The sequence below is a fragment of the Haloarcula sp. MBLA0163 genome, assembly GCF_055632435.1.
Genome location: NZ_CM145745.1, coordinates 2613415 through 2638502, shown reverse-complemented (window position 1 = coordinate 2638502; position 25088 = coordinate 2613415). Strand labels below are relative to the sequence as shown.

General features: G+C 55.1%; 29 protein-coding genes and 2 pseudogenes. 13 read left to right on the top strand and 18 right to left on the bottom strand.

The genetic code is table 11. From position 1 onward, the window contains the following. The 3 genes from ACV7GQ_RS14035 to ACV7GQ_RS14025 are packed head-to-tail and all read right to left on the bottom strand — an operon-like array spanning nt 1 to nt 1930. On the bottom strand, nt 1-1491 hold the full coding sequence (locus tag ACV7GQ_RS14035; protein WP_470310850.1) for a hypothetical protein: 1491 nt from the start codon (nt 1489-1491) through the stop codon (nt 1-3). Continuing rightward, the gene (locus tag ACV7GQ_RS14030; protein ID WP_470310849.1) at nt 1488-1757 is read right to left on the bottom strand and encodes a hypothetical protein; all 270 of its coding nucleotides are present in this window, start codon (nt 1755-1757) and stop codon (nt 1488-1490) included. The genes ACV7GQ_RS14035 and ACV7GQ_RS14030 overlap by 4 nt, the downstream gene beginning before the upstream one ends. Beyond that, nucleotides 1754-1930 carry a hypothetical protein gene (locus ACV7GQ_RS14025; protein WP_470310848.1) on the bottom strand — a complete coding sequence of 59 codons (177 nt, stop codon included), beginning with the start codon at nt 1928-1930 and terminating at the stop codon, nt 1754-1756. The genes ACV7GQ_RS14030 and ACV7GQ_RS14025 overlap by 4 nt, the downstream gene beginning before the upstream one ends. Nucleotides 1931-2085: 155 nt before the next feature. On the opposite strand from ACV7GQ_RS14025, the gene ACV7GQ_RS14020 reads away from it, so the two are divergent. Further along, on the top strand, nt 2086-2343 hold the full coding sequence (locus ACV7GQ_RS14020; RefSeq protein WP_470310847.1) for a DUF8053 family protein: 258 nt from the start codon (nt 2086-2088) through the stop codon (nt 2341-2343). 181 nt (nt 2344-2524) lie between these two features. On the opposite strand, the gene ACV7GQ_RS14015 is transcribed toward ACV7GQ_RS14020, so the two are convergent. The 6 genes and pseudogenes from ACV7GQ_RS14015 to ACV7GQ_RS13990 form a co-directional block, all read right to left on the bottom strand. Next, nucleotides 2525-3250: a hypothetical protein gene (locus ACV7GQ_RS14015; protein WP_470310846.1), complete on the bottom strand. Its 726-nt coding sequence runs from the start codon at nt 3248-3250 to the stop codon at nt 2525-2527. Between the two features lie 203 nt (nt 3251-3453). Beyond that, nucleotides 3454-3690: pseudogene (locus tag ACV7GQ_RS14010) on the bottom strand (tyrosine-type recombinase/integrase); the annotation flags it as partial. A 300-nt stretch (nt 3691-3990) separates the two neighbouring features. After that, nucleotides 3991-4284, bottom strand: a complete 294-nt coding sequence (locus ACV7GQ_RS14005; protein WP_470310845.1) for a hypothetical protein — start codon at nt 4282-4284, stop codon at nt 3991-3993. Between the two features lie 237 nt (nt 4285-4521). Then, entirely contained in the window at nt 4522-5472 is a 951-nt protein-coding gene (locus tag ACV7GQ_RS14000) for an MPN domain-containing protein (protein ID WP_470310844.1), read from the bottom strand. 4 nt (nt 5473-5476) lie between these two features. After that, nucleotides 5477-6211, bottom strand: a complete 735-nt coding sequence (locus ACV7GQ_RS13995) for a hypothetical protein (RefSeq protein ID WP_470310843.1) — start codon at nt 6209-6211, stop codon at nt 5477-5479. A gap of 868 nt (nt 6212-7079) precedes the next feature. After that, on the bottom strand, nt 7080-8585 hold the full coding sequence (locus ACV7GQ_RS13990; protein WP_470310842.1) for a PKD domain-containing protein: 1506 nt from the start codon (nt 8583-8585) through the stop codon (nt 7080-7082). 150 nt (nt 8586-8735) lie between these two features. On the opposite strand from ACV7GQ_RS13990, the pseudogene ACV7GQ_RS13985 reads away from it, so the two are divergent. Next, nucleotides 8736-9413 (top strand): annotated as a pseudogene (locus ACV7GQ_RS13985) (IS6 family transposase). Nucleotides 9414-9814: 401 nt separating this feature from the next. Next, on the top strand, nt 9815-10108 hold the full coding sequence (locus tag ACV7GQ_RS13980) for a DUF7692 domain-containing protein (RefSeq protein ID WP_470310841.1): 294 nt from the start codon (nt 9815-9817) through the stop codon (nt 10106-10108). 29 nt (nt 10109-10137) lie between these two features. Here ACV7GQ_RS13980 and ACV7GQ_RS13975 read toward each other — a convergent pair whose 3' ends face one another. Then, nucleotides 10138-10782, bottom strand: a complete 645-nt coding sequence (locus tag ACV7GQ_RS13975) for a hypothetical protein (protein WP_470310840.1) — start codon at nt 10780-10782, stop codon at nt 10138-10140. Between the two features lie 2 nt (nt 10783-10784). Further along, nucleotides 10785-11738 carry an AAA family ATPase gene (locus ACV7GQ_RS13970; RefSeq protein WP_470310839.1) on the bottom strand — a complete coding sequence of 318 codons (954 nt, stop codon included), beginning with the start codon at nt 11736-11738 and terminating at the stop codon, nt 10785-10787. 132 nt (nt 11739-11870) lie between these two features. On the opposite strand from ACV7GQ_RS13970, the gene ACV7GQ_RS13965 reads away from it, so the two are divergent. Then, nucleotides 11871-12935: a Cdc6/Cdc18 family protein gene (locus ACV7GQ_RS13965; RefSeq protein ID WP_470310838.1), complete on the top strand. Its 1065-nt coding sequence runs from the start codon at nt 11871-11873 to the stop codon at nt 12933-12935. On the opposite strand, the gene ACV7GQ_RS13960 is transcribed toward ACV7GQ_RS13965, so the two are convergent. Then, on the bottom strand, nt 12930-13442 hold the full coding sequence (locus ACV7GQ_RS13960) for a hypothetical protein (protein ID WP_470310837.1): 513 nt from the start codon (nt 13440-13442) through the stop codon (nt 12930-12932). The genes ACV7GQ_RS13965 and ACV7GQ_RS13960 overlap by 6 nt on opposite strands. A gap of 207 nt (nt 13443-13649) precedes the next feature. Between ACV7GQ_RS13960 and ACV7GQ_RS13955 the strand changes: the two genes are divergently transcribed. Further along, nucleotides 13650-13886 carry a hypothetical protein gene (locus ACV7GQ_RS13955; protein ID WP_470310836.1) on the top strand — a complete coding sequence of 79 codons (237 nt, stop codon included), beginning with the start codon at nt 13650-13652 and terminating at the stop codon, nt 13884-13886. A gap of 6 nt (nt 13887-13892) precedes the next feature. Here ACV7GQ_RS13955 and ACV7GQ_RS13950 read toward each other — a convergent pair whose 3' ends face one another. Further along, complete coding sequence (locus ACV7GQ_RS13950; protein WP_470310835.1) at nt 13893-14138, bottom strand: PhiH1 repressor; 246 nt, start codon at nt 14136-14138, stop codon at nt 13893-13895. 359 nt (nt 14139-14497) lie between these two features. Here ACV7GQ_RS13950 and ACV7GQ_RS13945 point away from each other — a divergent pair, with 359 nt between their 5' ends. The 6 genes from ACV7GQ_RS13945 (at nt 14498) to ACV7GQ_RS13920 (ending at nt 17552) form a co-directional block, all read left to right on the top strand. Beyond that, nucleotides 14498-14824 carry a hypothetical protein gene (locus ACV7GQ_RS13945; protein ID WP_470310834.1) on the top strand — a complete coding sequence of 109 codons (327 nt, stop codon included), beginning with the start codon at nt 14498-14500 and terminating at the stop codon, nt 14822-14824. Then, nucleotides 14821-15405 carry a J domain-containing protein gene (locus ACV7GQ_RS13940; protein ID WP_470310833.1) on the top strand — a complete coding sequence of 195 codons (585 nt, stop codon included), beginning with the start codon at nt 14821-14823 and terminating at the stop codon, nt 15403-15405. Before ACV7GQ_RS13945 ends, ACV7GQ_RS13940 begins: the two co-directional genes overlap by 4 nt. Next, nucleotides 15398-15733: a hypothetical protein gene (locus ACV7GQ_RS13935; RefSeq protein ID WP_470310832.1), complete on the top strand. Its 336-nt coding sequence runs from the start codon at nt 15398-15400 to the stop codon at nt 15731-15733. Before ACV7GQ_RS13940 ends, ACV7GQ_RS13935 begins: the two co-directional genes overlap by 8 nt. Further along, nucleotides 15730-16734, top strand: coding sequence for a tyrosine-type recombinase/integrase (locus ACV7GQ_RS13930; RefSeq protein WP_470310831.1), 1005 nt, complete (start codon nt 15730-15732; stop codon nt 16732-16734). Before ACV7GQ_RS13935 ends, ACV7GQ_RS13930 begins: the two co-directional genes overlap by 4 nt. 247 nt (nt 16735-16981) lie before the next feature. After that, nucleotides 16982-17278: a ribbon-helix-helix domain-containing protein gene (locus tag ACV7GQ_RS13925; RefSeq protein ID WP_220617978.1), complete on the top strand. Its 297-nt coding sequence runs from the start codon at nt 16982-16984 to the stop codon at nt 17276-17278. Continuing rightward, the gene (locus ACV7GQ_RS13920; protein WP_470310830.1) at nt 17268-17552 is read left to right on the top strand and encodes a type II toxin-antitoxin system RelE family toxin; all 285 of its coding nucleotides are present in this window, start codon (nt 17268-17270) and stop codon (nt 17550-17552) included. Before ACV7GQ_RS13925 ends, ACV7GQ_RS13920 begins: the two co-directional genes overlap by 11 nt. Before the next feature lie 323 nt (nt 17553-17875). On the opposite strand, the gene ACV7GQ_RS13915 is transcribed toward ACV7GQ_RS13920, so the two are convergent. From ACV7GQ_RS13915 to merB, 4 genes are all read right to left on the bottom strand, one after another. Continuing rightward, nucleotides 17876-18691, bottom strand: coding sequence for a hypothetical protein (locus tag ACV7GQ_RS13915; RefSeq protein ID WP_470310829.1), 816 nt, complete (start codon nt 18689-18691; stop codon nt 17876-17878). A 378-nt stretch (nt 18692-19069) separates the two neighbouring features. Then, the gene (locus ACV7GQ_RS13910; protein ID WP_470310828.1) at nt 19070-20179 is read right to left on the bottom strand and encodes a hypothetical protein; all 1110 of its coding nucleotides are present in this window, start codon (nt 20177-20179) and stop codon (nt 19070-19072) included. A gap of 654 nt (nt 20180-20833) precedes the next feature. Beyond that, nucleotides 20834-21463, bottom strand: a complete 630-nt coding sequence (locus tag ACV7GQ_RS13905) for a class I SAM-dependent methyltransferase (RefSeq protein WP_470310827.1) — start codon at nt 21461-21463, stop codon at nt 20834-20836. 13 nt (nt 21464-21476) lie between these two features. Beyond that, nucleotides 21477-22157 carry an organomercurial lyase gene (gene merB / locus ACV7GQ_RS13900; protein WP_470310826.1) on the bottom strand — a complete coding sequence of 227 codons (681 nt, stop codon included), beginning with the start codon at nt 22155-22157 and terminating at the stop codon, nt 21477-21479. Between the two features lie 786 nt (nt 22158-22943). On the opposite strand from merB, the gene ACV7GQ_RS13895 reads away from it, so the two are divergent. Together ACV7GQ_RS13895 and ACV7GQ_RS13890 are read left to right on the top strand one after the other, a co-directional pair. Continuing rightward, nucleotides 22944-23642: a hypothetical protein gene (locus ACV7GQ_RS13895; RefSeq protein WP_470310825.1), complete on the top strand. Its 699-nt coding sequence runs from the start codon at nt 22944-22946 to the stop codon at nt 23640-23642. Then, complete coding sequence (locus ACV7GQ_RS13890) at nt 23639-24283, top strand: class I SAM-dependent methyltransferase (protein WP_470310824.1); 645 nt, start codon at nt 23639-23641, stop codon at nt 24281-24283. The genes ACV7GQ_RS13895 and ACV7GQ_RS13890 overlap by 4 nt, the downstream gene beginning before the upstream one ends. Nucleotides 24284-24342: 59 nt before the next feature. On the opposite strand, the gene ACV7GQ_RS13885 is transcribed toward ACV7GQ_RS13890, so the two are convergent. Beyond that, the gene (locus ACV7GQ_RS13885) at nt 24343-24987 is read right to left on the bottom strand and encodes a helix-turn-helix domain-containing protein (RefSeq protein ID WP_470310823.1); all 645 of its coding nucleotides are present in this window, start codon (nt 24985-24987) and stop codon (nt 24343-24345) included. Nucleotides 24988-25088: the final 101 nt, after the last annotated feature.

Below are 25088 nucleotides of genomic sequence, written 5' to 3'. Positions count from 1 at the left end.
TTACGACCCTCCGAGCTTCCGCTTCAGGCCGACAGCGCCGAGGATGACGCCGACGACGCCGGTTACCTGCGCCCAGATGGACGAGAAGAACCCGTTGTCCGATGTCCCAGTCGGGCCGCCAGTTAGCGACTGCTGGATGGTGTCGACCTCATCGTTCTGGTAGAGGATGACCATGTGGACACGGTAGTTCGTGTCAGCGCTGGCGTCGGTGACGAACGTCGCCGTCGAGCCCTGTGAGCCGAACGTGTCCGTGACGCTCGTGTAGGCGCCGTCCTGGTCGGTGAGGTTGCCGAAGTCCTCGGTCGTGTCGGCGCCGGTCGCGACTTCGGCGATAGCATAGCGCGACTCGACAAGTCCTTGCTCGAACTCAAGCGTGATTGTGCCGTGGCTCAGGTCGATGGCCGATGGCACTTCCATGTCCGCGTACAGTTCGAGCTTCTGTGGGTAGTTGTAGTCGTCCGCCGACGAGACGTTCGTCGAGTACTCCTCGTCGTCGGTGATGTCAGAGAGCTGGTACTGGACGTCGTAGACGTGCAGGTCGTTGATGACCGCGTCGTCGTAGATGCCGCCCAGCGTGTCGAGGCCGGTGATGTTGGCGACGCCGCCCTCGTAGTAGTTCGTGACCGTCGTCGTCTCGAGCTCGCCGTCGCCGTCAGTGTCGCGCTCGATCTCAGCGAGGTCGGCCTCGCTCTTCTTGTCCAGATCGAGGCCGGCCATCGTGACCGTCACGTCGTTGTCGACGCCGACGATCTCGACTGTCTGGATGCCGTCGAAGTTGCCGTCACCGCTGCCGGCCAGCGGGAGGTTCGAGAGCTTCTCGGCAAAGACGATGCCGTTGCCCGTACTGTTGGCCGCGATATCGTCCGCCGAAGCGTCGGCCGACCCGTTGATCTCGGCGTAGCGGTAGTCACCGTCGGCGTCGACGGCCCGTATCTCGGCGGTTCCGGAGAGCGTGTCGACGTTCAGGACCGTCGTTAGCACGCGCTTGTTGGGGTCGGACTCGATAGACACGTTCTCGGCGTACGCCGCCGTTGCGGTCTCCCCGCTGGCGACGGTGGCGGCGAACTGGAGTTTGTCGACGCCATCGGCGTCAGCGTCGGTCACCGACATGGACGAGGAGGCCCCGCTTGAGGTCGTCCAGTCCGACGCGACGGTCCAGTTCGCCGAGTTCGACGATTCACCGTCGATGCGCGGGAACAGGTGATACGCGTCGGCGTCGATCTGGTCGAAGCGGACGCCGACGGGCGTGTCCTGGGACTGGTTGACCGTCGCCGGGAGTTCGGTTATCTCACCGGAGTCGTTGTAGTACTGTGTTGCCGAGGACATCTCCGAGTTGTCCCACTCGTCGATAACGAGTTCGTCCTCGACGGCGGTCGGATTCGGTGCTTTGTCGGAATTGAAGTTCAGGCCGGGCGCCGCGGTGGCGGTCCCGGCGATGGGCGATGCGATAACCGTCAGGGTGAGGAATACGGCCAGTATTGCGCGTCTCATTCGTTCTGGTGGCGGTTCCGGTCGCTACCCGTGGTCGGCTGGTCGGTGCCGCCGTCGGTCGCTGGCGTCGGCGTTGGCTGGTCCATGTCGGCCTTTGCGTGGTCGACGAGGGTTCGTGCGCCCCGTCGGCCGGCAACCCAGAGCGTTCCCAGTACGAGCGGGAGCGCCAGCAGGATGGCCGACAGGCCGGCCCAGTTCGCCGTCGCGAGGATCGACGCGATGGTCGCGTAGCCGGCGAGATGGACGAGGGTGGCGCGGTCGTTCATGTGCCACCCGCCAGCAGTTCGCCGGCGAGGTCGCGGCTGGCACCGGCCGCCTCGCGGCGGGCTCGCTCGCGCCGTCGCTCGTCGACGTTTCGCCACTCAGTTCGGAACGGTCGATTCGCGGTGTCGTCCGCGCTGTCCGGCGATTCGTCGCCACCGGACGGGTGGTCGGTCATGGGTAGGGGTACAGGCCCGCGGTTCGACCGCGGGTTGGCCGCGAATGCGAGTCTCAGGCCATATACCCGCCGCTGAGTACACAGAAAGTGTACCGACGGTGCACCAGCGTCACCATAGAAGGTACGTTTAATAACCTAGATATATCTCTTCCGCTATGCAGAAGCTCCAGAACCGCAACGGGAGTGGTGTGGCGACTATCCCGAAGGATTTCCTCGATCGAGACGGCCTCCTCGACGACAGTGGCGAACCCGACGAATCGCACCTCACTGTCGACCGACTCGGTGAGCGAGTCTACGCGGTCCGTGTGTGCGATGGCGATGTGCCGGAATTGACCGAGTGCGAGGCGATTCAGCGTGTTGCCGCTGAGCGTATCCTTGAAGAGAATTTTCTCGGACGGCGCCAGGGTGAGTGATTACTGATCGAGAAGAGATCAGTAAAGACCAGTGAGTTAATCTGCCGGTTAGCAATCTACCTAGTGACTTCCAGAAGTTGTCTGCCGAATATAAAGAATGTTGTTAGAAGGACATGGTTGGTGGAATTTACCCAACCAAATATGATCTAAAAATGTGGATTTCGGCTTCTGACACTTACTCTTATTCAGGGAGTTCTCTGGTGACAGCATGTTCGAGAAGATCTAAATGTACCTGTGCGATTGATGGTGCTGAGATGTGGTGACTCAGCGAAACAACTGTGGGACCTGGATCATCGTGTGCGTCTGCGACATCGACCTTAACTTCGACACCTGAGTCATGCTTAACGGCGGAACTGGTGCGACGGTGCGTATGTCTGAACCCGAGTTCGTCGCACAGGCCGGGGGCAGCGAACTTACCGCTGAAATCTAACACTGTGTCGGGTTTTGAATACTCAATTACCTCTCGAAGCGTTTCACGGGAAAATTGTTCGTATGCCTTAACCGCTTCCTCCGAAGCGTTGTCAAGTACATCTCGGTGATGACTTTTGTTTTTCGTCCGGAGTGGATAGAAATTTGTCTCGATTGACGTACTAAGAAGATGTTCCTTTCCTTGGAATAGATAGTTGCGCATTTTATTTGCGACGGTGTAGGATTTATTTCCGGGTTCGTAGTGACCACTGTCCGGAAGACCAAATTCCGGCTCATCTTTTAGAAACGGCTTCATATACGAGTGGTATTCATCGGCATCTCGCTCTCCCCCACCTGGGTTATATCCGACGATGACAATATCTGCGTCATCTCGAATAGGGCTGGTAAACAGTTCAAATCCAGATTTGTGATTCGGGAAGTACGTTTCCCAAAGGTCAAGCATCTCGGCCTGTTTCTGTTTACCCCAGTCTTCTTTCATATTGTATATGAATCTGCAGCCCCGTTGTATTAATTCATAGGCATGTTTGGTGCAGTGATATCGGACAAATAGTCCCCACTTTCAAATTCTTCTGGCTCCGTCGGACCTGTTCCTCAGTAATGAGCTGTCTGAGATTTCAACAGGGCTAAAGAATCGTAATCTACCGGTTGTTCTCGGCAGAGTAGATCTGCCTTCGGAGTTGGTCAACGACCTACGTCAGCCATCGACTTGATAATATTCTCTTCGGTCGGGGCTGCCAGATACGGCTCGATCGCATCGTAGGACGACCATCCACCGAGTGCCATCACGATTCGAGGGGAGACGTTCTCCTCGACGAGTAAGTGGTTCGCCCAGCAGCGCCGGAGGTCGTGCGTAGATATCCGTCGGTAGTCGTTGTCGCCCAATTCGTCGGCGGCGTGGTCGGCTGCATCTTCGACCTGTTCGTTCCTTAACCAGACGGTGCCTTTTTGAAATTCCTACACATTTGAATATATATTCATGGGAGATAATCCCGCCAACGAGCAGTTACAGGAACGAATTGATGAATTGGAGGACCGCGTCGATCAACTGGAAGACTCTCAAGAAATCATAGTATCACAAATAGATGATTTATCTGAGGATGTGAGAGAACTCTCTTTGTTACAGAATCGAATTGCTGAGAAGTTGAGCGACCTCAACAACAGAATTTAATCTGGTTGATTATACTAACTGACCGGACCTCGAAAACCCAGGCGGAGAGTTCACAGCTCGTCAAGTCCGTCGCGGACAGTCGGTCTAGGCATTCCTGTGGATTCGACAATCTCGTCGACGTGTCGATCGCCGAGCGAATCGGGATCCAGGTTGTTCTGGAGCGCCCAGTACCGGATACCAGACGTCGGGTTGTCGGTATACTTCACGACACGTCCATCCTTGAACCGGCCAATCTCTCCGCGCTCCACTAGCTCGTTGAGCTGCTTAGAGAGCCAAGAACGATGGGAGGCCGAATTATATTCCTGGACAAGCTCATCACAGGAGTTCTTCACAAAGTCGACCATCTCTTCGGAACTCCGTGGCACACCCATTTGCGAGACACAGGTATTCAGTAACTCGAGGCGCCGCGGGAGCTCATCTGGGGAGGCATTCGTCTGAACGCCATCTGCAGAGATATATCCATTCGCAATCAGAAAGTCGCGAAGCCTCGCCGGATTGTCCATGAGCAGACTCTGCAGTCCATCGAGAGTGGATCGGTCTAATTTCGCAAGTTCGGTCTGAAGACGGTCAGGAATCATATTTTACTCTGTAGTATCCGCGTCGTGGACCGCAGCCGAGCGCGGTGTTTCGAACGAGGGGTCCCAGAGACTTAGGGTATGTTGATACGTATCTCCGTCCCATTTGACGCCGTTGACCCGCTCTTCCGGACGGTACCGCTTGTCGACGGTCACCTCCTGATCAAGTTCGTTGTACGCATGGATCGCGTTGAAGAACTCGAAGTCATCGGAGGTGAACACACTGCTGAAGGCCTCTCGCGCACTTCTTCCGCTGCGGTCAGTATCACTCGGCTTGGCCGTACTGTTGGGGTGCGTGTGTACCCACACGACCAACTTCGGATGCGTATCGCCAGGGTAGGCGCGTTCGATGGCGCGAGCCACCTTCCCCATCCTTGTGGCGAGAGTGGTGGGTGTAGCTTTCGTGAACCACTCCGGGTCATCCAGCCTGAACACCACGTTCGGGACGGTATAGGTCGACCCAGCGATGATGTATCCCGTCTCGACGCGCTTTCTGGCACCGTCTTTCCCTGCGGCACTCATGTTACTCACCAGGTGCCGATTCGACGGGAGGACGAACATGCCCCGATCGTACTGATCAGCAATCGGCGGCGCATCATCCGGATCGGTCGTCTCCGGATCAAGCGGATCAACAGCCGGGCTATCCGGACTGACAGTGTCAGATTCCGGTGCTGACCGGCCTGGTGTCGATGGCGTGGACGGATGAGGATCGGGAGTGCTACCGGGTGTGGAGATCGATGTATCATCTCCACCACTCCCTCCATCATCGGGATCAACCTCGATTACCCGTGAAGCGAACCAATCGGAATCGAGGACGCCTGACGGGTCGTCAGAGGTCACGTTGACCGACGTGAAGCCGGAGGCATTCGTCGAGACAGTGACGTCCGAGCTGGCGTTCTGTGATGTCTCTTGCCCTCCGCGACCGTTTCCAAGCCTATTGAACAACCAGTCGAACATGGGATTAGCTGTTCACGCCGACGTTGATACTCCACGGGCCAACGAACATCATTGCCACCAGTGCGAGCCCCAGCAGCCCCAGCAGGGCACCCACGATGGGATCAACGGGGAGTCCACTGCCTTCGTCACCGTTGCTGCTCTGGCCGCCAGCTTCGGTGGCCTGTTCCTGCTGATTCTCCTCAGGCCCGGGGTTGGGCTCGACGACGTCGAACGTCAGCGACATTCCGTCGATCTCGGTGGCCATGTCCTTGTGACCGACCGGCCACGCGGTCACGTAGGCAGTGACAGTCCGGTCACCAGTATTGGTGCTGTAGACTCGTGCACTGATGTCACGAATCCCCTGGTTTGGCGAAAGGACGAACGTCCCGGAGTACATGCCGGCACCAGCGGAGAACGAATCCGTCGTTCCCTCAACGCTCATGCCAGACGGAACCTCAAGACGGACCTGGACCCGAACATCACACTCGTAGGTCGGATCGAGGGCGAATCCACCCTCGATTCTTCCCTCCTGTTCACTGGTTATCTCTGACTGGCCAGTGTACAGACGGGTGGAATCGAGTTGTGGCGGCATCTGTGGGTCACACGATTCTGCCGTCTGAGTCGCCGTCGGCGTCGGGGTGTCCGTCGCCGTCTCGGTACTGTTTTCTTGGGCAACGACACCGGCCGTCCCGGCTATCATTAGCCCTGCTGCCGCAACCATCACCACTGCAATCTGTGCGAACGTTCTGAGTTCAGTCATGCGCTGCACGTGTTTACCATTTGACTAACTTTACTTAAACTCTTTCCTGTAAAGTTTATATGTAAATTCGGGACTGGTCGTTTCAGGCCAGTCAGGAGATCTGCATGTGTCGTTAGTATGGTAGAGAGATGGTTGCAGAGCGGTGTCAATCTTAGCGTGAAGGAAGCGGTTGAGCTAGGGTAAGTTGGTGAGTTCACAATGCTCGACCGCATGGTCGAGAAGGCACGCGAGAAAGAAGTATTTTCACGTGAGGACACGCCGACGGAGCAGCGTGTCCTCGCGGCGTTTCTGTACCATGCGGCTTGTCGTACAGAAAGATAGCGCCGTTCGTGAACCGGTCCTATGAAGCTATTAGAAAGTGGTTTCACCGGTTGAAGCGGCGTTTAAGCTTGACTGCCGGGACCGACAAGAGACCGCCGTCGACGAGACGAAAATCGAAATCGACAGCGAGGAGGTCTACGTGTGGGCGGTAGTCGATTGTGACACATTAGAAGTGCTAGCTGTGGATTTCTCGCCCGGTCGGTCAAGTTTGGATGCGCTGTTGTTTCTCAAGGACGTACTCAAACGGTGCCGCGGTCGCCCGCGGGTGCGGGCCGAACGCGGCCTGTGGTACGACTAGCCGCTTGAACTCCTACACTGCGAGTACGAACGCGAAATGTGGGGAAATCGGTCACTCATCGAAGCTTGGTTCGGCCTGTTCAAATATCGAACCAGACGCTTCTGGTACCGATTTCCGTATCGCAGCTCCACCAAATCCACTAGGTCATGGCTCAAAGCCTTCGCCACACTCCACAATGCTACGCTCTAACCTTGACACCGTTTACGGTGCCATCCTCACATTGTAGTCGGCGGGGATATTCTCACTGTATTAAGATCGCTTGACCCACAGAATGGTAGTAATGACAGCGAGTATAGTCACGATTATGTTAAATCCATCACCCGCTCCCGTAATTGGCTGTGGTTCGATGCCTTCCTGCTCAGCGTTCGGTGAGACTATTTCCGTACCCTGTTCGTTAGCACCGTTTTCAGTTGCGTTGACTTCTACTGTATTCAATTGCACATCCCTACGCTGATTTTCTCTCCCGAAGTAGTAGACTGCTTGACCCCCGATATTGTACTCACCAGGGTCGTTAATTCGCATTCGGATCACTATATTACGGTCGTCGCCAGGGCCAACGGTGAAGAAGTTAGTAGATTTACGACTAGTGGGGTTAGCGCCTGCAACACTACTAATTGAGATCCCCGTATCGGGTAGCGTAAATTCTAATTTCACCTCCATCGATCGATCATTGACTTGGTTACTAGCACTCAACTGAAGCTGAACTGTATCGCCTGATTCGATCTGGTCCCTATTCGATGTAAGTTGGAAATTTGCGCTGTCCTGCACATCAATAACCTCTGAGGAGATTTGTTTGTGGCTACCGATCACTGACTTAACACGGACTCTATGGGTCCCTGCGCTGGAAAACTGCACAGGAACTACTTTTCCTTTCTTTTCGTATACACCGTCATCGTCAATATCCCACTCATACTCGTCAACAGTGACGTTCGAATCTGCTCGTAATGTGAACGACTGCCGGATGCTTGGTTTAGATACATTAGTCGAAATAGTCGGCTCAGGTGCGGGTTCAACGATAATTAGTTGCGTATCTGTTTCTGAAGCAGCACGATTGTCCTCCACTCTTAGACGGATTTCGTACTCTCCCTCTTCAGTAAATCTGTGTGTGAAATACTCTCCTGAATAGCCTATGGTAGATGTCTGAGATAACTCCTCAATTGACCACTCATACTCATCTATATGGCCATCCCGATCTTCTGAGTTGTTACCATAGCAGTGAATGCGTTCGCCTACAGCAATAGTAGTGGGTCGGCAATGAACGTCCGGGTTCGGAGATTCGTTATCGGTCATTTGAATGGTCTCTGTTGCCCTATCTCTATTGCCATCGTCATCCACGACAACTAACTGGAGAGTAATATTGTAGGTTCCAGGGTTATCCCAGATTCCGCCTATTGTGGGAACGAACTCTTTTCCAGTATGGAGGGTTGATCCTGTGCCATCTTTCCAAATGTATCTATCTATATGCCCGTCAGGATCTGAACTGCGTTCGCCCGAGCAGTCTGGATAATTTGGCTTGACAACCACATTTTTTTCACAATCAATTACTGCTCTCGGAGAACTGCTTGCCTCTAAGCCCTTCGTCTCGTATGCGGTGTAGCCCCATTCAGATACAACTTTTTTATCTGGAACTCCATCATAGCTCCCAGAGAGATGGATTTGTTTTGACTCAATCCCCGCCGCCGGTTGGGCCAATCCAACAATGACAAGTATAAAAACGACCAGGAATCCAATTATAGCCAGACCAACCCTACCCATAATTATGTATATCTTAGGACTCTTGATAGAGAATACTTGTGGTCAGCCTACCGGTGGTGTTTACCTATGATTTCACATCTGAGTCAACTATACTCGGTAGTTCCGGCACCGTCTAGTTAAGGAACGAACAGGTCGAAGAGTGAGTGATTCATGCTACTCTCAGACCTGCTCAAGGAGAGGTTAGACACCGCTACGCTTGAATGTTGGTAGCGGGAGCGAACGGCGGCGCCCGTCCGGGCGTTCGCCGTTCGGCTCCATGCTGCTGGTCTTTCTCTCCGAGAAATAGAAGCAATTCTCCGGCTTCTCGGCGTAGATCGCTCGTTCCAGGCAATCTGGCAGTAGGTGCATCGGCTCTCTGACAGCCTGCCAGACCCGCCGACGGCAAAGCCGAGGCGGGTCGCGGTCGACGAGACGGCTGTCAAAATCAATGGCGATCAGTCGTGGCTGTACGCTGCAATAGACCTCGACACGAAGCTGATCTTGGATATCGCTCTGTTCGACCGACATGGTACCGATTCGGCGGCTGCATTTCTTCATGCAGTCACCGAGAAACACGACTGCTCGGAAGCAGTGTTTCTTACAGATGCTTTCGGATATCGGACTGCCTTCTTTCGATTAGGAATCAACGGTCGGGTCGATTACACCAACCGAAACCTGATCGAAAAGTGGTTTCAGACGTTCAAAATGCGAGTCGACCGTTTCCATCATTCGTGGGTGAGCAGTCAGCTGAGCGTCCGCCAGTGGCTTGCAGTGTTTGTTCATTACTACAATTGTCAGCGACCGCATCAGGCGTTGAATGATCGAACACCAGCTCAGGAGGCTATCTAGACAGTGCCGTTGATGATGTTGACGACGGTGAGGACACCAAAGGACAGCAAACAATCATATCCGATTATAACTAACATCTTATTCACAATCACCCGTACGGCCATCGGTGTAGGATTGATTTTGCCCACACCACATCTCAGAGTACGATTCGAAATCGGTTGAATCTATTAGAAACTGCATTTGGAACGGACTCCATGGGGTTGAGCCTCGACGAAAACCGATTCGTGGTAGTGGCCACAACCCACCCACCAACGGTGGCCACTACTCATCATTCTGGTTGGTGAAAATATACTGTTCAGGTAAAATTGCGCTCTGTCCGTAGTAGTTTCAGGATTTGTTTATATACTGTACTGTTTGAGTTCATCGATAAAACTAGGACTCTTGGGTCCGTGGCCACGAATATGGGGAAGATCCCGAGTCAAGTTCGTATTAGAACCGATCCTGAGGATGGCTACGGACACCGATATGAGTCCATCCAAAACGCGAAGGAAGTCTTTGATGTCGGGAACAATACTGCCGCAGTCATATCGGCGACTCAGCACTCTTATCAGGATATTCGTAACAAGCGTGAAGCGATTGAATACCTTGCCGAGCATGTGGGTGACGAGGTCCTGGAGGAAGTGGCTGAGAGATTATCAACTAGGCAGATGTCTGTGGAACTAGAAACAGAAGTAGTCATCAGGACTGAAAAATAATCGTCTATTCTGTCACCTACTCAGCGTTTCTACTCGTAGCATTTCAAAACCGAGTCTAGATTTGGGAACGCCTTTTCCAGATTCTCTCGAGACGACTCCCTGAGAAACTCCTTCTCTCTCCCACCGGATAGAATATCTTTGATTTGGCGTTTCAGGTCGTGCCGGTCCTCTGCCTCTAGCTCAGTTCCCCATCGGTGGTAAAGTAGAGTGGCTATCCCATCTTCCATACACTCAAATTCGTCACCGATTATAGCAGAATACACCCTCATATTTTGTGAGCCAACCTCCAACTCACATCTAAATGCACCCTCTTCCAATTGATTGATTGAATAGTTATTGTCTCTAGCGATATCCTGGATCTTCTGTTCTAAATCATCCTCGGGACTATCCCGGACGTGCTCTCGATCCGTGATGAACAGAAAACTTCGCGTTGTGAATTTTGCTTTGAAAATTGGGAGCGCATCCAATGCGTCAAAACCCCTTTTTTGATTAGTAGGGGTCTCTCGCTTTTTCCCGACAATAGACAGATTCCGATCTGGTCTCATAGGGAACACAAGCTGCTGATTTTCGTCATAGTGCTTAGCAAGATGTCCCAACCGCTTACGATCCGTTCTGCCGTCTCCTGTAAGGACTACAGATGCGACAGGTCCACTGTCGTCTTTTTCTTTCACCACCTTCATAAATCAAATTCTTCTGAGAGAAACCTGGGATCCAATCCAGCACTGTCCATTAGTATCTCTAACTCATCCAAAGTCAGTGAATTATGAGATAGGATATCGTCATTGGATTTTGAAAATTGAAGAACGGACCCATCATCCGGCATTACATCCAATACTGTGGATAATACGTCGATACTATGAGTTGACGCAATAACTTGAATGTCTTTTTCATTCAGCCATTTTAAGACTGTCCTCATCAGGCTCGGATGCAGAGATGATGCGATATCATCCCAGAGCAGAATTTCCGGCTCGTACGTTTCAACTGCTAAAAATATTGGAATCATGCGCGCGATTCCAGTCCCTAAATCTTTGATTTTCACATAATATGGGTCTCTATTTGGGGGATTCTTTCTTGCTTCAAGTGTTTCTAAATATATTTCAGAATATTGGTCCCCAATACACTCATTAATCAACTCCGCTGCTCGAGTATGTCCATTCGCCTTCTCAATTTGTGCCCGACGCTTCTTCAGATATTCTAACATCTGCGCTGATTCCTGTTTCCCTGACCGAATCAGCATCGTAACATCATTAGTATTCTCGACATTGATGCCATGGTTTGAAAGGACATTCTGTGATGGACGGTTTTTACGTCCCATGTTGCCGAATTTTTCAACGTGAACATTTGACGAAATTATTGTTTTCCCATTGGTGCCCTTAATTTTAAAATCTACTTCTGCTTCCCCCGAATACCTGTAAGCGAGATTGTTGCCGCCTCTGTCACTTTTGACATAATCCACCTTTTTGCCATTATGTATTCTACCATTCCCACCCAATATTAGATAAATAGCCTCGAGAAAACTGGATTTGCCCGCATTATTACGCCCCAAGATTAGCGTAAAGTCGGACAAATTAATCGACCCCTCCGTCTTGTTAATTCCTCGAAAATTGCGAATTTTTACTGATTCAAGCATTATCAGACAATTTTACGGAGTTAGTATGATTCTTGGGGTAGTTGAAACAGTCACAGTTCGCCTAGGACTCGATGAGTCTCCCGGAACTCTAGCACCAGTTTATATACCCGTCTGCCATCATCCTGACACGCGATGATAACCGACCCGCAAGTATTCGACGACGAGCACCTTCCCCGTCGCCTCCTACACAGAGAAGCCGCTGTGGGTCAACTCTCGCGAGCGTGGGAACCTGCCCTTGACGGCGATTCTGCGAACGACGTTCTCCTCCACGGTCCCAGCGGCGTGGGAAAGACAGTACTCGCCCGGCACTCGCTGGAGAAGCTCACCGAACAAGCCGATGTCCAATCTGCCTTCGTGCGCTGTCTCGGCAAATCGACGGCGGGTGTCATCCGCTCGACCCTGAACGAACTCCCCGGTGAGCGCCTGCCAGTCAACACGCCCCAGGAAGATCTCTGTAGCGAACTGCACGATCGCGTCGATGAACCGGTCATCGTCATCCTCGACGAAGCCGACGACCTCCCCGAGACCGACGCACTCGTTCGGCTCGCCGACGTCGACAAGCTCGCTGTCACCGCCATCTGCCATGACCAAGACGACTGGCTCGCGAAGGTCGAACCGCCAGTCAAGCGACGGTTCACGTTCGAGACTGTCGGGCTCGAACGCTACGGCGTCGACGAACTCGCGGACATACTCGAGGCACGAACTCGGCGTGGGCTCCCACCCGAGAGCGTCACTAGGACTCAGCTTGAGACCATCGCCGACGAGGTCGCCGGTGTCGCACGGAACGGGATTCAGGCACTCCGACAGGCGGCTCTCGAAGCGGAGCGGAACGACCACGACTCGATTGGGGAGTGGGAGATGGATGTCTGTTTCAAACTCGCCCGCCGTTACATCCGCGAGTCGAACTTACATACGCTCCCCTTCCACCATCAACTGCTGTACGAGCTGATTCGTGTCGGTGACGGGTTAGAGCCTGCAGAGCTGCACACTCGGTACGAAGAGGTCGCCGACGATGTCTACTACGGTCGCGAACGGACGCCGGTCTCCGAACGGGCTCGACGGACGAAGCTCTCGAAGTTGGAGGATTACGACCTAATCGAAGTTGTGGGTGAAAACCGGCATAGAGAATACCGTGTCTGTGACGAGGATGTCGGACCTCCGATTGCTTTGAATCTCAAAAGTAAATGTGAGTCATAACCGCTTCAGCCGAGTTATGATATCGACCAATTTGTCATCAAAAACGAAGGCAAGTACAACAAATGTAAAAATCAAAGCACCACCCATCCTGACAGACCTGGTGCTGTACCCCATAATATCTATTGCTTGAATCATACCTGTGACGGCCAAAATTGAAGTTAATGTGAATATCCCCCGGTTTGTGCCAATGCTGGCCTTCTTTAAATTCCTGTCATGAGCAACATCAAACCCCTTTTCAGTTAGAACGGCCTCAGAAAATCCAACATCTTTGTTTATTTCAATCAGTCCGACATTCTGCATGTGTTTAAGCGTGCTATCTACATTCTCTGTGTCCTCATCTGACAGCCTAACTTCATTTGATAGGCTCTTCAGAAGAGCTTGGGTGTGCATCTCTTTGAGATGATGCTTATCTTCTGCTGTCTTTCCATTGATATCGGCGCTGGCTAAGTGACTTCCATCGTTTTTATTCAAGTGACGTAAAATGCGCGCCCAGTCAGAATTTTCCATGTTGGTAGATTAGAGTTGATTGATAAACACATTACGACTACCCCTCAGAATGTTAAATAAAACCCTTCGACTTGTTATGACGCGATATTTGGAGTTGATAGCTGATAGACCGTCGAATGAACGCACTTCTGTAATGGCGATGGTGCCACCTTTCTCGCGGAAGTGTAGCACCTTTTTAACCCCAATCACCCCGTCAGTCGTCGATGTATGCCCGACACCATGGAGGTATACTCTGGCATTGAGGTCGAAGTAGAGCACGTGAAGTCGCTCGCCAAAGGCGGGGCACGGTTCGACATCACCGCCGACGACGGCCGCAGGTGGCGCATCGATCTGAGTCGGACCGGCGACGTCGAGGTCGTGACGAGCTGGCGCGACGACACGCTCGCCGATATGGATGTGCCCGAGTGGATCGACGACGTGACCGCACGACTTGCACGGGCCTGAGAAATGTCAGTCGCTGTCTTCGATAGGCTCGAGCTCGCTCGCATCGAGTTCCTCGTCGAGATACTCTTCGCCCTTGTCGGAAATGCGGTAAAGACCACGCGATATTCGCTTGACAAGCCCGTAGCGTGCAAGTTTCGGGAGACGGTTACTTGCGTGACCAGCGACAGGGCCACCAAAATCTTCGACTGCCTGCGGCGTCAGGTTCCCCTCCTCTCGGAGAAGCTCCAGTATCCTATCGTCACTGGGTACCATCCAATCCGCAGGTTCTCGCATCGTATTAGCCCTGTTCACTGTAGAACTCATAGTAGCGTCGGTTACTCCACCTTACTGCTAGAAAGAACTTAGTAATTAGGTATATCTCAGCATCCACTTCGGAACTCTCAGTAAGCATTATGTGACTGGGAGCTTCACGGGTAACTGGAAGTCGAGTTCATCTGGGCATAGGAATGCCCGACGTGTTGGTGCACGTCGGACTCGGCTTCTGAACCCGGCCTAGGGTTTCGAGAAGCCATGAAATACGACGTAAACCGGGCTATTGAAACTAGCCCATCGACCAGCGGTATAGCCGGCCGTGCAGACGGCCGAAATCGAGTTGTGACAGGAGGGACGGCGTGACCGACGTCGACGCCCCGACCGTCGGACACTCGCCACCGAACCGTCCCGACGACCACGTCGTCGCAGGATACCTCGGTGAGACGGAGACGACGACAGTCGCCGGACACGAGACTCTCAGCGTCGTCGTGTGGACCGGTGACTGTCATCGGGAGATGTTCGAGTGCGTCGACTGCGGGCTCGCGAGTGATTCGGTCCACCAGTTCCTGACGGAATCGTGTGCTGACCCCGAGACCTACACCTGCGACCTCTGCGGTGACCCCCACACTTCTCGTGGAGAAGCCATCCAGTGCTGTAGCGACCGACTCGGAGGTGTCCCGGCGTGAGCAATCTCGAGTGGCCCGCGGGCTTCGAGCGGACGCCGCCGGTCGAACGGTATCCACACCGGAGCTTCGAGGTCTCACTCGGTCGGGCACTCGACGAACTCGAGGCAGAACTCGATCGACTCGGCGTTGACGACTGGCGGCTCTCGACCGACGCCGAGCAGCGGAAACGGGACAGTCGACCCTACTCTCGGGCCAACCCTGACGACCCATCGGTGGTCGTATACTGGACAATGGACGGCGAGCAGTTCGCCGTCGGTTGTGACCAGTACAGCGACCTCCGAGACAACGTCCGAGAGATCGGCCACTACATCCACGAGAAGCGCAAGATGGAGCAGCGCGCCGTCGTGACCGGCGAAGCCGAGTTCTCGAACGCTCGACTCCCGTCGGGTGACGAAGACGCCGTAATCGCCGATGCACCCCCTGCTCACGAAATTCTGGGCGTCTCGCGTGGTGCCGCCGACGAACGCGTTCGCGACGCCTTCCGGGAGAAGGTGAAGCAAGTCCATCCGGACACGGCGAACGGAGACGAGTACGCGTTCAAGCGCCTGAAGCGAGCACGGGAGGTGATGCTCGATGGGTGACCCGGCGTCCCCGATTCCCGCGTACGTCTACGACGGCATCACCCGGCAGGACCTCGACACCCTTCGGGCGATTCGTCGACTCGTCGACGACCTCATCGACGAGCGTGAATCTCCCGACGAGGAGCACGTCGATGCACTTCCGGACGGAGCCGACGTCGACGACCTCGAGGGTGGTGGGACGACGACGGTCGTGAAAAAAGTCGAGTGCGGCAAGGCGAACTGCTCGACCTGTCCCCACGGCCCCTATCGTTACGAGGTTTCGTGGAACGGTGAGTCGCTCGACTGGGACTACCGCGGCAAAGCCGACGGTCAGGAGGGTGCTGCGTGAGCGACGACCTTCAGCCGCTCTCCCCAGAGGAGGGCGTCGAGCGTTTCCTCCGTCATCGGGAACCGAGCGTTCGGAAGTCTACTCTAGAGAACGCGCGTACGCGACTGAATGCCTTTCTTGATTGGTGCGAGCAGCGCGACGTCGGGAACCTGAACAACCTGACCGGTCGCGACCTGTCGGACTTCGTGGCGTGGCGACGGAGTGACCTGAAGGCTATCACCCTTCAGAAACAGCTCTCGACGATCCGAGTCGCTCTCCGGTTCTGGGCAGATATCGAGGCGGTGACCAACGGACTCGCCGAGAAGGTTCATGCGCCAGAACTTCCCGACGGTGCGGAGTCCCGCGACGTCCACTTGGACGCCGAGCGCGCGAAGATGATTCTCGAGTACTTGGACCGCTACCAGTACGCGAGTCGCCGGCACGCCGTCATGACCATCCTCTGGTACACGGGAATGCGGCGGTCGGCACTGTGTTCGCTCGACCTCGAGGATATGCGACCCGACGAGAACGCCCTCGTGCTGGAACATCGACCGGAGACGGAGACGAAGCTCAAGAATGGCGAGAACGGGAATCGCTGGGTCTATCTCGGTCCCGAACAGTTCCAGGTCGTCGACGAGTACGTCTCCGAGAACCGGCACGACGTCACCGACGACTACGGCCGCGAGCCGCTCATCACCTCGCGAAAGGGCCGGCCGACGGGTGATACGGTCTACAAGTGGGTTCAGCGGGCCACGTGGCCCTGCGAGTACGGAGAGTGTCCCCATGACCGTGACCCGGTAGACTGTGAGGCGGTCGGTTCGAGAAACGTCCCCAGTAAGTGTCCATCCTCGAGGTCGCCCCACGCGATTCGCCGCGGGGCTATCACCGATCATTTGAACGACGATGTGCCTCCGGAGACGGTCTCGGAGCGGATGGACGTGTCGCTCGATGTCCTGTACGAGCACTACGATGCGAGAACCGCGCGTGAGAAGATGGAAGTCCGAAAGAAGCACTTAGAATGATATCTCAGACGCACATTTCCAGGAAGTACAGCGACTCAAATGGGCAGACCTACCCGGCGAGTCCATTCCTACTTATATCCCAGTTAGGAGTGTTCTATAGCTGCTTCTCGAGAGGCATGAGTAAATTTTCGTGAATTCATCACGCTCCATGACGGATGTCATTTAATGAGTATCTCCTCCCCAGAGGCCACTCTCTTGTTCAGTCCAGCGGCAAGGTTTTGTATATGTGAGCGTAAAGCACTTGTATATGTCTGATGCAGACACCACGACCGGCGATGATGGACCAGAGATGGTCCAGATCAACCTCCGGCTGAGCAAGGCGTTCCTCGAAGACATCGACACAACGTGGAAAGAGGAGGGATTCAATTCGCGGAGTGAGTTCCTCCGATACGCAGCACGCGACGCGGTGAAACACCCCGAGTTCTCTCGCGAGGGATGGAAACAGATTGCTGCCAGTGAACACGAACTGCGGTCTGGCGACGCAGAGTTAGTGTCGCGTGAGGAAGTCGTCGAGCTGATGGGTCGAGACGAAGATGACGAGTGACGAGTGGACGTGGAAGTTCACGACGAGGGCGGCCGACCAGTTCGATTCCCTCGACCCGCACGTACAGGACCGGATTATCTCGAAATTGGATGAAATCGTCGAGTCAGAATGGCGCGAACCCGACGACTTTCTCGAACCGCTGACTGGTGGCCCGTTCTCGAAACTCCGGGTTGGGCAGTACCGACTCGCCTGTACACTCGATCGAAGCGGATCGGTACTGGAAGTCCATCGAATTGAACATCGGAGTGGTGCCTACACTGCTGACGACGATTAGAACATCCCAGATTCATAATCGCCTGATTGCGGTCCGATATAATCGATTCTTTCACGTAGCGTCATCGTATCCCGGCGAGTCCACTCATTCTCTATCGACAACTCGCCGAATAGATGGCCTAACACGGCTGTTTCGTCGATTTGGGCTGAACCGGTTCTTTCACGCTTCGTGACGAATCCTTTGCTGTCGTGTGATTTGCCGCATTTAATCGCCTTGTGCCCTGATACATTTTGACGGCTGTGCTGAATACAGGGCGCATATCGGCCATCAGTTCGGCACACGATTCCACCGACTCGAATCGGTCAGTACAAACAGAGTATTTATCAGATCAGGACCTCGTAATCAGTGAGGTACTCTTGCTTGGCGCGCTTGGCCTCTGGTCCCTCCGGAACGAGGCCAGGTGTCGATGGTTTCTCATCGAACCGATCTGAATCCGGGGAGCAGTGCCCCAGTATCTCTTTGAACGTCGATCCGTGTCTACCCGTAACATGTACAAACCCTCCGTATTGGCGCTGTTCGAACGGGGTAGTATCCGGGTCAGGGACGGCGTCTCGAATGCAATCGACGTTCTCTCGAAGGTATTGCGCAGCCCGGTGCTGTGAGTACTGGCAGTCGGCGTGGAGCTGTTCTCGACCATGGTCGTCGAGATCGGCATCAACGTGCTTGGAGGACTCGTATCTGACTGCGTCGGAGCTGAAATCGCCGGTGAGGAAACTAAGGTTTACAGTGAAACACTCCGGGTACCGGAGGATTATCAAGAAGAAGATTTGCTCGTCAACCGTATAGCGTTCCTGTAACCGATAATAGCACTCCAGATAGTACGCTGCGAGTGCCCCAATCCAGTCGTCACGTTCCCCTTCGAGATACGCAGTTGCAATATCGTAGTAATCCTCGCCAGCGACTTGTTGCAAGCGGTGCTCGAAACTCTGTCTCATTTCACCCAGCTCGTCCTCGTAGACTTCTGTTAACGGGACATCTGGGTTGTCGAGTAACTCACTCTTTCGGTCGCCAGCGGCTGCAATTCGCATCATATTTTGATGGAAATCCCGTTCTGCCTCCACATCTGGGAGCGGAATTCGAACTGCCTGCTCGCGCAGAATCTCTGAGCCGGATGCTAGCCAATTGCTCCAACTATTCACGATGCTATGACAGAAGAATCACACAATTAACTGTTGTGGGTCAAGGGCCAGATTGGCTCGGAAAACGGATTGATTCGTAAGAAGGTCGAAACAGTCGTTTGGTCATTGAGCGGGTCTACTGTTCGGGTGATTCATCAGAAGTAGGCTGGAAGAAACGACGGTGGTTTGCTGTATTCATTCTCTGTATCGGTCACACCGTTACTGACAGACTCAGAGTAGATCGAAAAGACGTTGCTGCATACACAGCGCATAGTCAGCATGATCCAGTGGCAATCAGCGAAGTGGAGTGACCGATTAGTATAGGCAAGAAAGCGAGCAGAGCCAAGTGTTCACGGCCAAAGAAGTCTCACAGATACACGGGAGCACATCCACCACAACTCAGCTATTGCTCGGCTCAAGTTCGATACGGAGGCGTTCATTCTCTCCTGAACTGTATGTCGGGTATCTGAAGATGCTGACGCCAACCGGGTTTTCGCCGACGGGAGTGAAGGACTCGTTTATTGCGGGCGCCTCGTTCTCGCGCACCAGTATGCGGTCGGGATTGTCTTGGGTTCGATAGAGATATAGGGTTTCGCCAGGCTCGAAACCCGTGATCTGCGTCCTAATCTCCAGACCACCAGGGATGTAGGTACTGATGGTTGCGTTCCTGACGGTCATGCCGCCGCGGTGTTCGAGTGCGATGACCGTGCCGTTCCCCATGGCTTCTGCGTCCAGATGGGGGAGTTTTTCGGTGACCCAGTCTGGCCGAGTCGGTGCAGCTGTACCAATTCCTTGAACGTTGTAGTTCAGTCGGGCCGTCACCGTATGGTTCCCGCGGCGGAGAGTTCGTGTCGTGACGACGTCGTGGATCAAGCCATTGCGGTCAACCGACACACGCGCGTGAGCGCTCTGGACGGTCGTGGCGTTACCACGGAGCCCGGTGGCCCAGAACTCGTACAGGGTCCGGTTGTTTCGTGTAAAAGTCCCCGTGAACACATACGTGGACGTGTTCACCCACTGGTGTAGCGTCTCACTCATCGCTGCCTCCCAGTGTTGCGGGCGATTGTGATACGAATAATGCGCGTTCTGGGCTTCAGCGGATTCGATACTCGTTTTGACCGCGGTTGCGTTGTCGGTGACCCAGAATGTATTCACAACTTGATCATCAAACCTGACGAGGGACCGGTTCGCGCCACGAGTACTCGTGATCGATATCGGCACAACCGTGAAGCCAGCAGATTCCCGACTGGATGCAGGGGTGACGTAGTCCCACTCCAAGTGCGCCGTGTGGTTGGTGGTGTTCAACGCCGATCGGTGGGCCTCGAGGAGTCGTGTGACGTTGTCGATACCGTCCGCAGACGTGCCAGGTGGATAATCGACCGTCTCGTTCGCTTTCTCCTGTGGTGTCGTCACTGGTGACTGTGCAGGCGTTTGCTGGGACATTGGGACACTAGCAGTTGCTGCCCCAGCTAGGGTGACTGCTGCGAGAACCAGTGCAACGAGGACCATCCGGGCCATTGAGATCTTTTCGTTTATCGAGTTGTATCGACGATTGCTATTGGCTCCATAGTGGCAATAGGATGAACTTACCAGAGCGGAGTGAGTGCTGACGACGCACTCAAACTAAGTGGACGTTCAGCAGGAACCACTTGGAAGAAACGGAGTCGTCGTGCTGAACTCACTCTCTGTATCTCGCACGACGCTTCTGACAGATACGGGATACACTCTTGATCTGGGGGATTGATAGCTGACTCGACGCTTGTGGCGAGACGATTCTCGAAACCACCCGAAGGCAACGGGGTTTAATCGATTCTTGCACGCAGCGTCATCGTATCCCGGCGAGTCCACTCTTGATGAATCGCCTATTTTCGACCAGTATAGGGCCTTTATATTCTAATTAGCTCTTTCTGCCGACATGTGATATCATCACGAATCGTGTCGCATCCGTCGTCGTCCTGTGATTTGCCGTATTTGACGACCATGCGAACTGATACGTTTCAGAGTGAGTGCTGCATACACCGCACACATGCAGCAGAACTCGTATCGCCGCCAAATCCGTAGCCAAACAACAAAGTAGCTACACAGCACTCGTCTGGGGCAACTACGTGGCGTCCCCCCGTTCCAGTGCGTAGATTCACTCGCTTGTCTCCACAAACACCATCGTTACGCTGGACGGGCTTCGATAGCAGTAATCATGCCGAGGAAGGCGGATGATGACTCGATAGTCGTCAGTGGCGACTCGGCGACAACGGCGAGTGGTTCCTGATTCCACCGACAGCTATGTTTCTCGAAGTGTGCATCTGCCCGCCAGTCTTGAAAACGGGCGATGGGTCCGACGCTGCTTCGACCGTGCTCTAACAGTAGAATCCGTCCATCGGGCGAACAGACACGCCCCATCTCCGAGAGTGCCTCGACCCGATCAGGAAACGTACACGTCGACAGTGAGGATATGACGGTATCGAAACTACCGTCTGGAAAGTCGAGATCCTGGGCATCCATCTCGTACAGTGTCGTTTCCTGAGGGCTGTCGGCAAGACGTTGACTTGCCTCTGTGAGCACCGCATTACTGATGTCGATGCCAACGTACTCAGTCTCTGGTCCGAGATACTGGGCGTTGGTTCCGACGCCACAGCCCACGTCGAGGACTCGGCCGGTCGCATCGCCAAACAGCGCTCGACGATACCGACCCGTGAACGCCCGATTGAGCCAGTCCATCCTGGCCATCGTCGTGGCCTGCTCACGGTAGGTTTCCCTGACATCGGCGAGGGTATGTCGCCGATATCCGGTGGGCATGGACGGGCTCGTGTTATTTTCGGTCATCATCGCCCTCCGCGGTCAGCGCTCGAGCGAACGCTGTCGCACCTGCGAGTGGCGTGGCTACGGTTGCGGCGGGAACGACATCGGCCCACGTGTCGTACGCACCGCGATCGGGAAAGGCTTTGACGTACGGACAGATAGCAGCATAACTGTCCTCAAGCGTCGGGTCGCCACCTGACCGTTCGTGAGCATCCAGTCCGATGCCCAGCGAGAAGACAGCCGTTTCGGGATTGACTGACAGTTCTTGGGTACCCACTGCGTGGGCTTCGATAACCACTCCGCCGGGGCTGACCGTGTGAACGTCGACGGGTTTGTCTTCCAGTGCAGCGAGGATGATCGCGTCGTAGAAACACTGGAAGTGGTGGCGCTCGCCAGTTACCTCTCCCCAGTGGTCTGTTTCCTCCTCGGTGTGGCAAAGCTGACCGATATCGATGGCGCCACCGCCGGTTTGTCGCCGGATCTGCGCGCACCATTCGGCCAGCGTATCGACTGAGTCGACCCCGACGAAGCGTCCGAGCGCTGTTCGAAAGTCCTCGGGGAGGCGCTGGTCGAGCCCGCCTTCCCCGAGCCAGTGACGGGGGCCATCTTCGGCATTCGTCTCCTGTGCGTTGACGCCACAGCATCCATCGGTGACGCCGACTGTCGTAGTCTCGCTGTCTGTGTCGTACATCGCATCTAAACATACGAGACGCTACAGCGTCGTCTTTGCTCCCAGTGATGTGGGCTGGTTTATTACTGGAACCGTGTGTTATACTGCGCGCGATGACGAGAACAGGTGATTCCGCTGTTCCTGTTCGTGTATCCCCTCCCAACGATTCGACCCACGAACACCCGTTGGTCCCGTTTCGATCCCCTGTACAATCGGTTTCGTCGAGAAGGAAGTGGATATCGGCAGGCTCTGGCTGGAGCCAGTCTCGTCGCAGTGCAAAATGCATGGCACGTCGTCACTGTCCTCGAGGACGGTGATCCTTCGCCTGGCCGATGAGAGCGTCACACAAACCATCCAGTATCATGGGCGTCAGAGAAACTTCCCAGTATGCCCTCTGTACTCTCGAGGTGACACCCAGTGTATCCACAACCTCCACCCCGGAGAACGATCGCCAACACGCACACACAAGAGGGGATTAGTCGGCGTGCCTCTCCCCCTACTGGTATCGCTGAGTTATGCAGCGATCGTCTCTGCGACGCTACTGATGGTCTCGACCCTCCTGATACACCCGATACTCGTTGTGGCTTCGTTCTGACTGAGTGGTCGAATAACTGCGGTGGCCATCGTCCCTTCCAGTGATAGAAATCGTCACCGCAGTCGGTCGCGTCAAGCATCAACTCTTCGTCAGATACGTTTGCCGGCCGTATCGACAGCGGTCCTACCATCAACACGACTTAAATCTGCCCAGCAGACAGGGAGGAATCCCGATTAGACTCCCGTTCGAGTTGCGGAATACGGTGAGACAACGTGGCGACTGAACCAACCACAGCAGGCACCGAACGGACGGCCAGCGAGTTGATTGCCGACATGACCCGGAAGAGAGGGGCGGCGTTTCTCTGTGGGGCGATTGCGTTCTTCGCGGGAAGTGCCGTCCTCACACAGAGTGGTCAGCCAGGCGCATCCACACCGGTCCCGTGGATGTTGAGTCACGTGCTATGGTTCGTGGCGTCGGCATTCGTCGCTATCGGAACGGTACGGCTCGTCGTCGCCATTCCTGCGTCACGGACTGGTATCGCCGGCTACGTGGCTAGTGGGCTCGTCGGACTAGGTGTACTCCACACACTCCAGTGGGCGACGTGGGTGTATGTCGATGTGATTGCCTACCAGCAGCACGCCCACGAGATGCTGTCACCGCCGCTCCTCCACCCCTTCGGTACTGGTCACATGCTCATGTTCGCGATCGTCCTCGGAAGTGCGATTACGGCACTCGCGCTGGCGCTGGCGGGGACGCGACTGACTCATCGGGCGCTCCTTTGGCTCGGTGGTCTCGTCGGCGTGACGACTGCACTTGCGGGTGTCGTGGCGCTCGTAACGTTTGCGCCCGTCCGGTCCCCGGCGAGTCTGGTTGCTATCGTCTCCCAGGCACTCAGCTTCGCATGGCTGTTCGTCGTGGGTGTCACGCTGTATCGCGATAGTCCCGAGTCCCAATCGAGAAGCACAGTATGAATCTGTCAAACTGGCTAAATCGAGCCAGATACGGGCTGTACGCGCCGGTCTACGACTGGGGGGCGAAGCCGCTGGAGCGGGGCCGCAGACGTGCTATCGAACGGCTCGACATCCAGCCCGGCGACCGCGTCCTCATCCCGGGATCCGGAACCGGAATCGATCTCGAATACCTGCCCGCAGGAGTGGAGGTCACTGCCGTCGACGTGACGCCAGCGATGGTTCGACGGACGGAGAGACGAGGCGACTCGCTTGGGCTGGATGTAGACGCCCGAGTCGGGGACGGCCGGTCGCTTTCGTTCGACGACGACTCCTTCGACGCCGTCTTGCTCCATCTGATCCTGTCGGTGGTCCCCCAGCCCGAGAGAGTCGTCGCCGAGACAGAACGCGTCCTCGATTCCGAAGGACGTGTCTCAATCTATGACAAGTTCGTTCCCGAGGGCACGAAGCCGTCGCTGCTTCGTCGTGCGATCAACCCACTCGCTCGGTTTCTGTTTGCTGACCTCACCCGTCGCCTGGAACCGATGATGGCCGATACCGACCTCGAACTCACTACCGGGGAATCGTTCCTCGGCGGAGTCTACACAGTGACGATCGCAGCGCCATCCCACAAGGTGTCCTCGATCACGACAGCGAACGTCTGACTGCGGGATACCCGAGGCTACCGGACCGTTCCAAGAACAGACGACACGCAACCAGCGGGTTACCCCTGTGCCCCGAATTTCTGGGAGAGGAGGTTTCGCTCGGCCCGCTGAAGGTGTTCGGCCACAGTCGAGGCGTCTACAGCCAGTTCAGCGGCCACCTCTTCTGTCGACACCTCACGGGGAACCTCGTAAAACCCCATATCGTAGGCAGTGTGCACGATCTCCCTCTGGCGTTCTGTGAGCGCATCGAGATCTGTGTCGGTGCCGTCGTAGTCGCCGAGTTTCTCCAGTTCCGGCGAGATGCCGGCAGCCTCGTACTCCTGGAGAGTCTTGCTGATCGTCTGCTGGGGACCGACAAGTTCCATCGTGGCACCGTGTTCGGTCATCGAGGGATCACAGGTCCCGACCAGCTTATCGCCGTAGTCGGTGATTTCGTCGGTCAGATCCGGCGCGATGATTTCGATCAGGTAGAGATAGGTATCTTCTTTCTCTGCGACGAATTCCCACTGGGAGACTGCCTCGAACGCCGAGAGGCGCTCGCCTTCGAGTTTCTCCTCGACTTCGAGTTGCATCACGCCGCCGTTTCCGTGGCAGTCGAGTTCCTCTAGTTCACGGATACCGGCGTCCTTGGTGTAGGCAACCAAGTCACCGAGCCCCATCTCCTGGAGTGCTTCGTCACTCATCGTGACGATAGCTTCGCGCATTATACGACTATAGACGAGTCTTTTCAATAAATCCTACTCCAGTCTTGCAATGTCCGAAACAGGGTTCGCAGACGCTGGCAACCGACTACGCTCCCCCCACC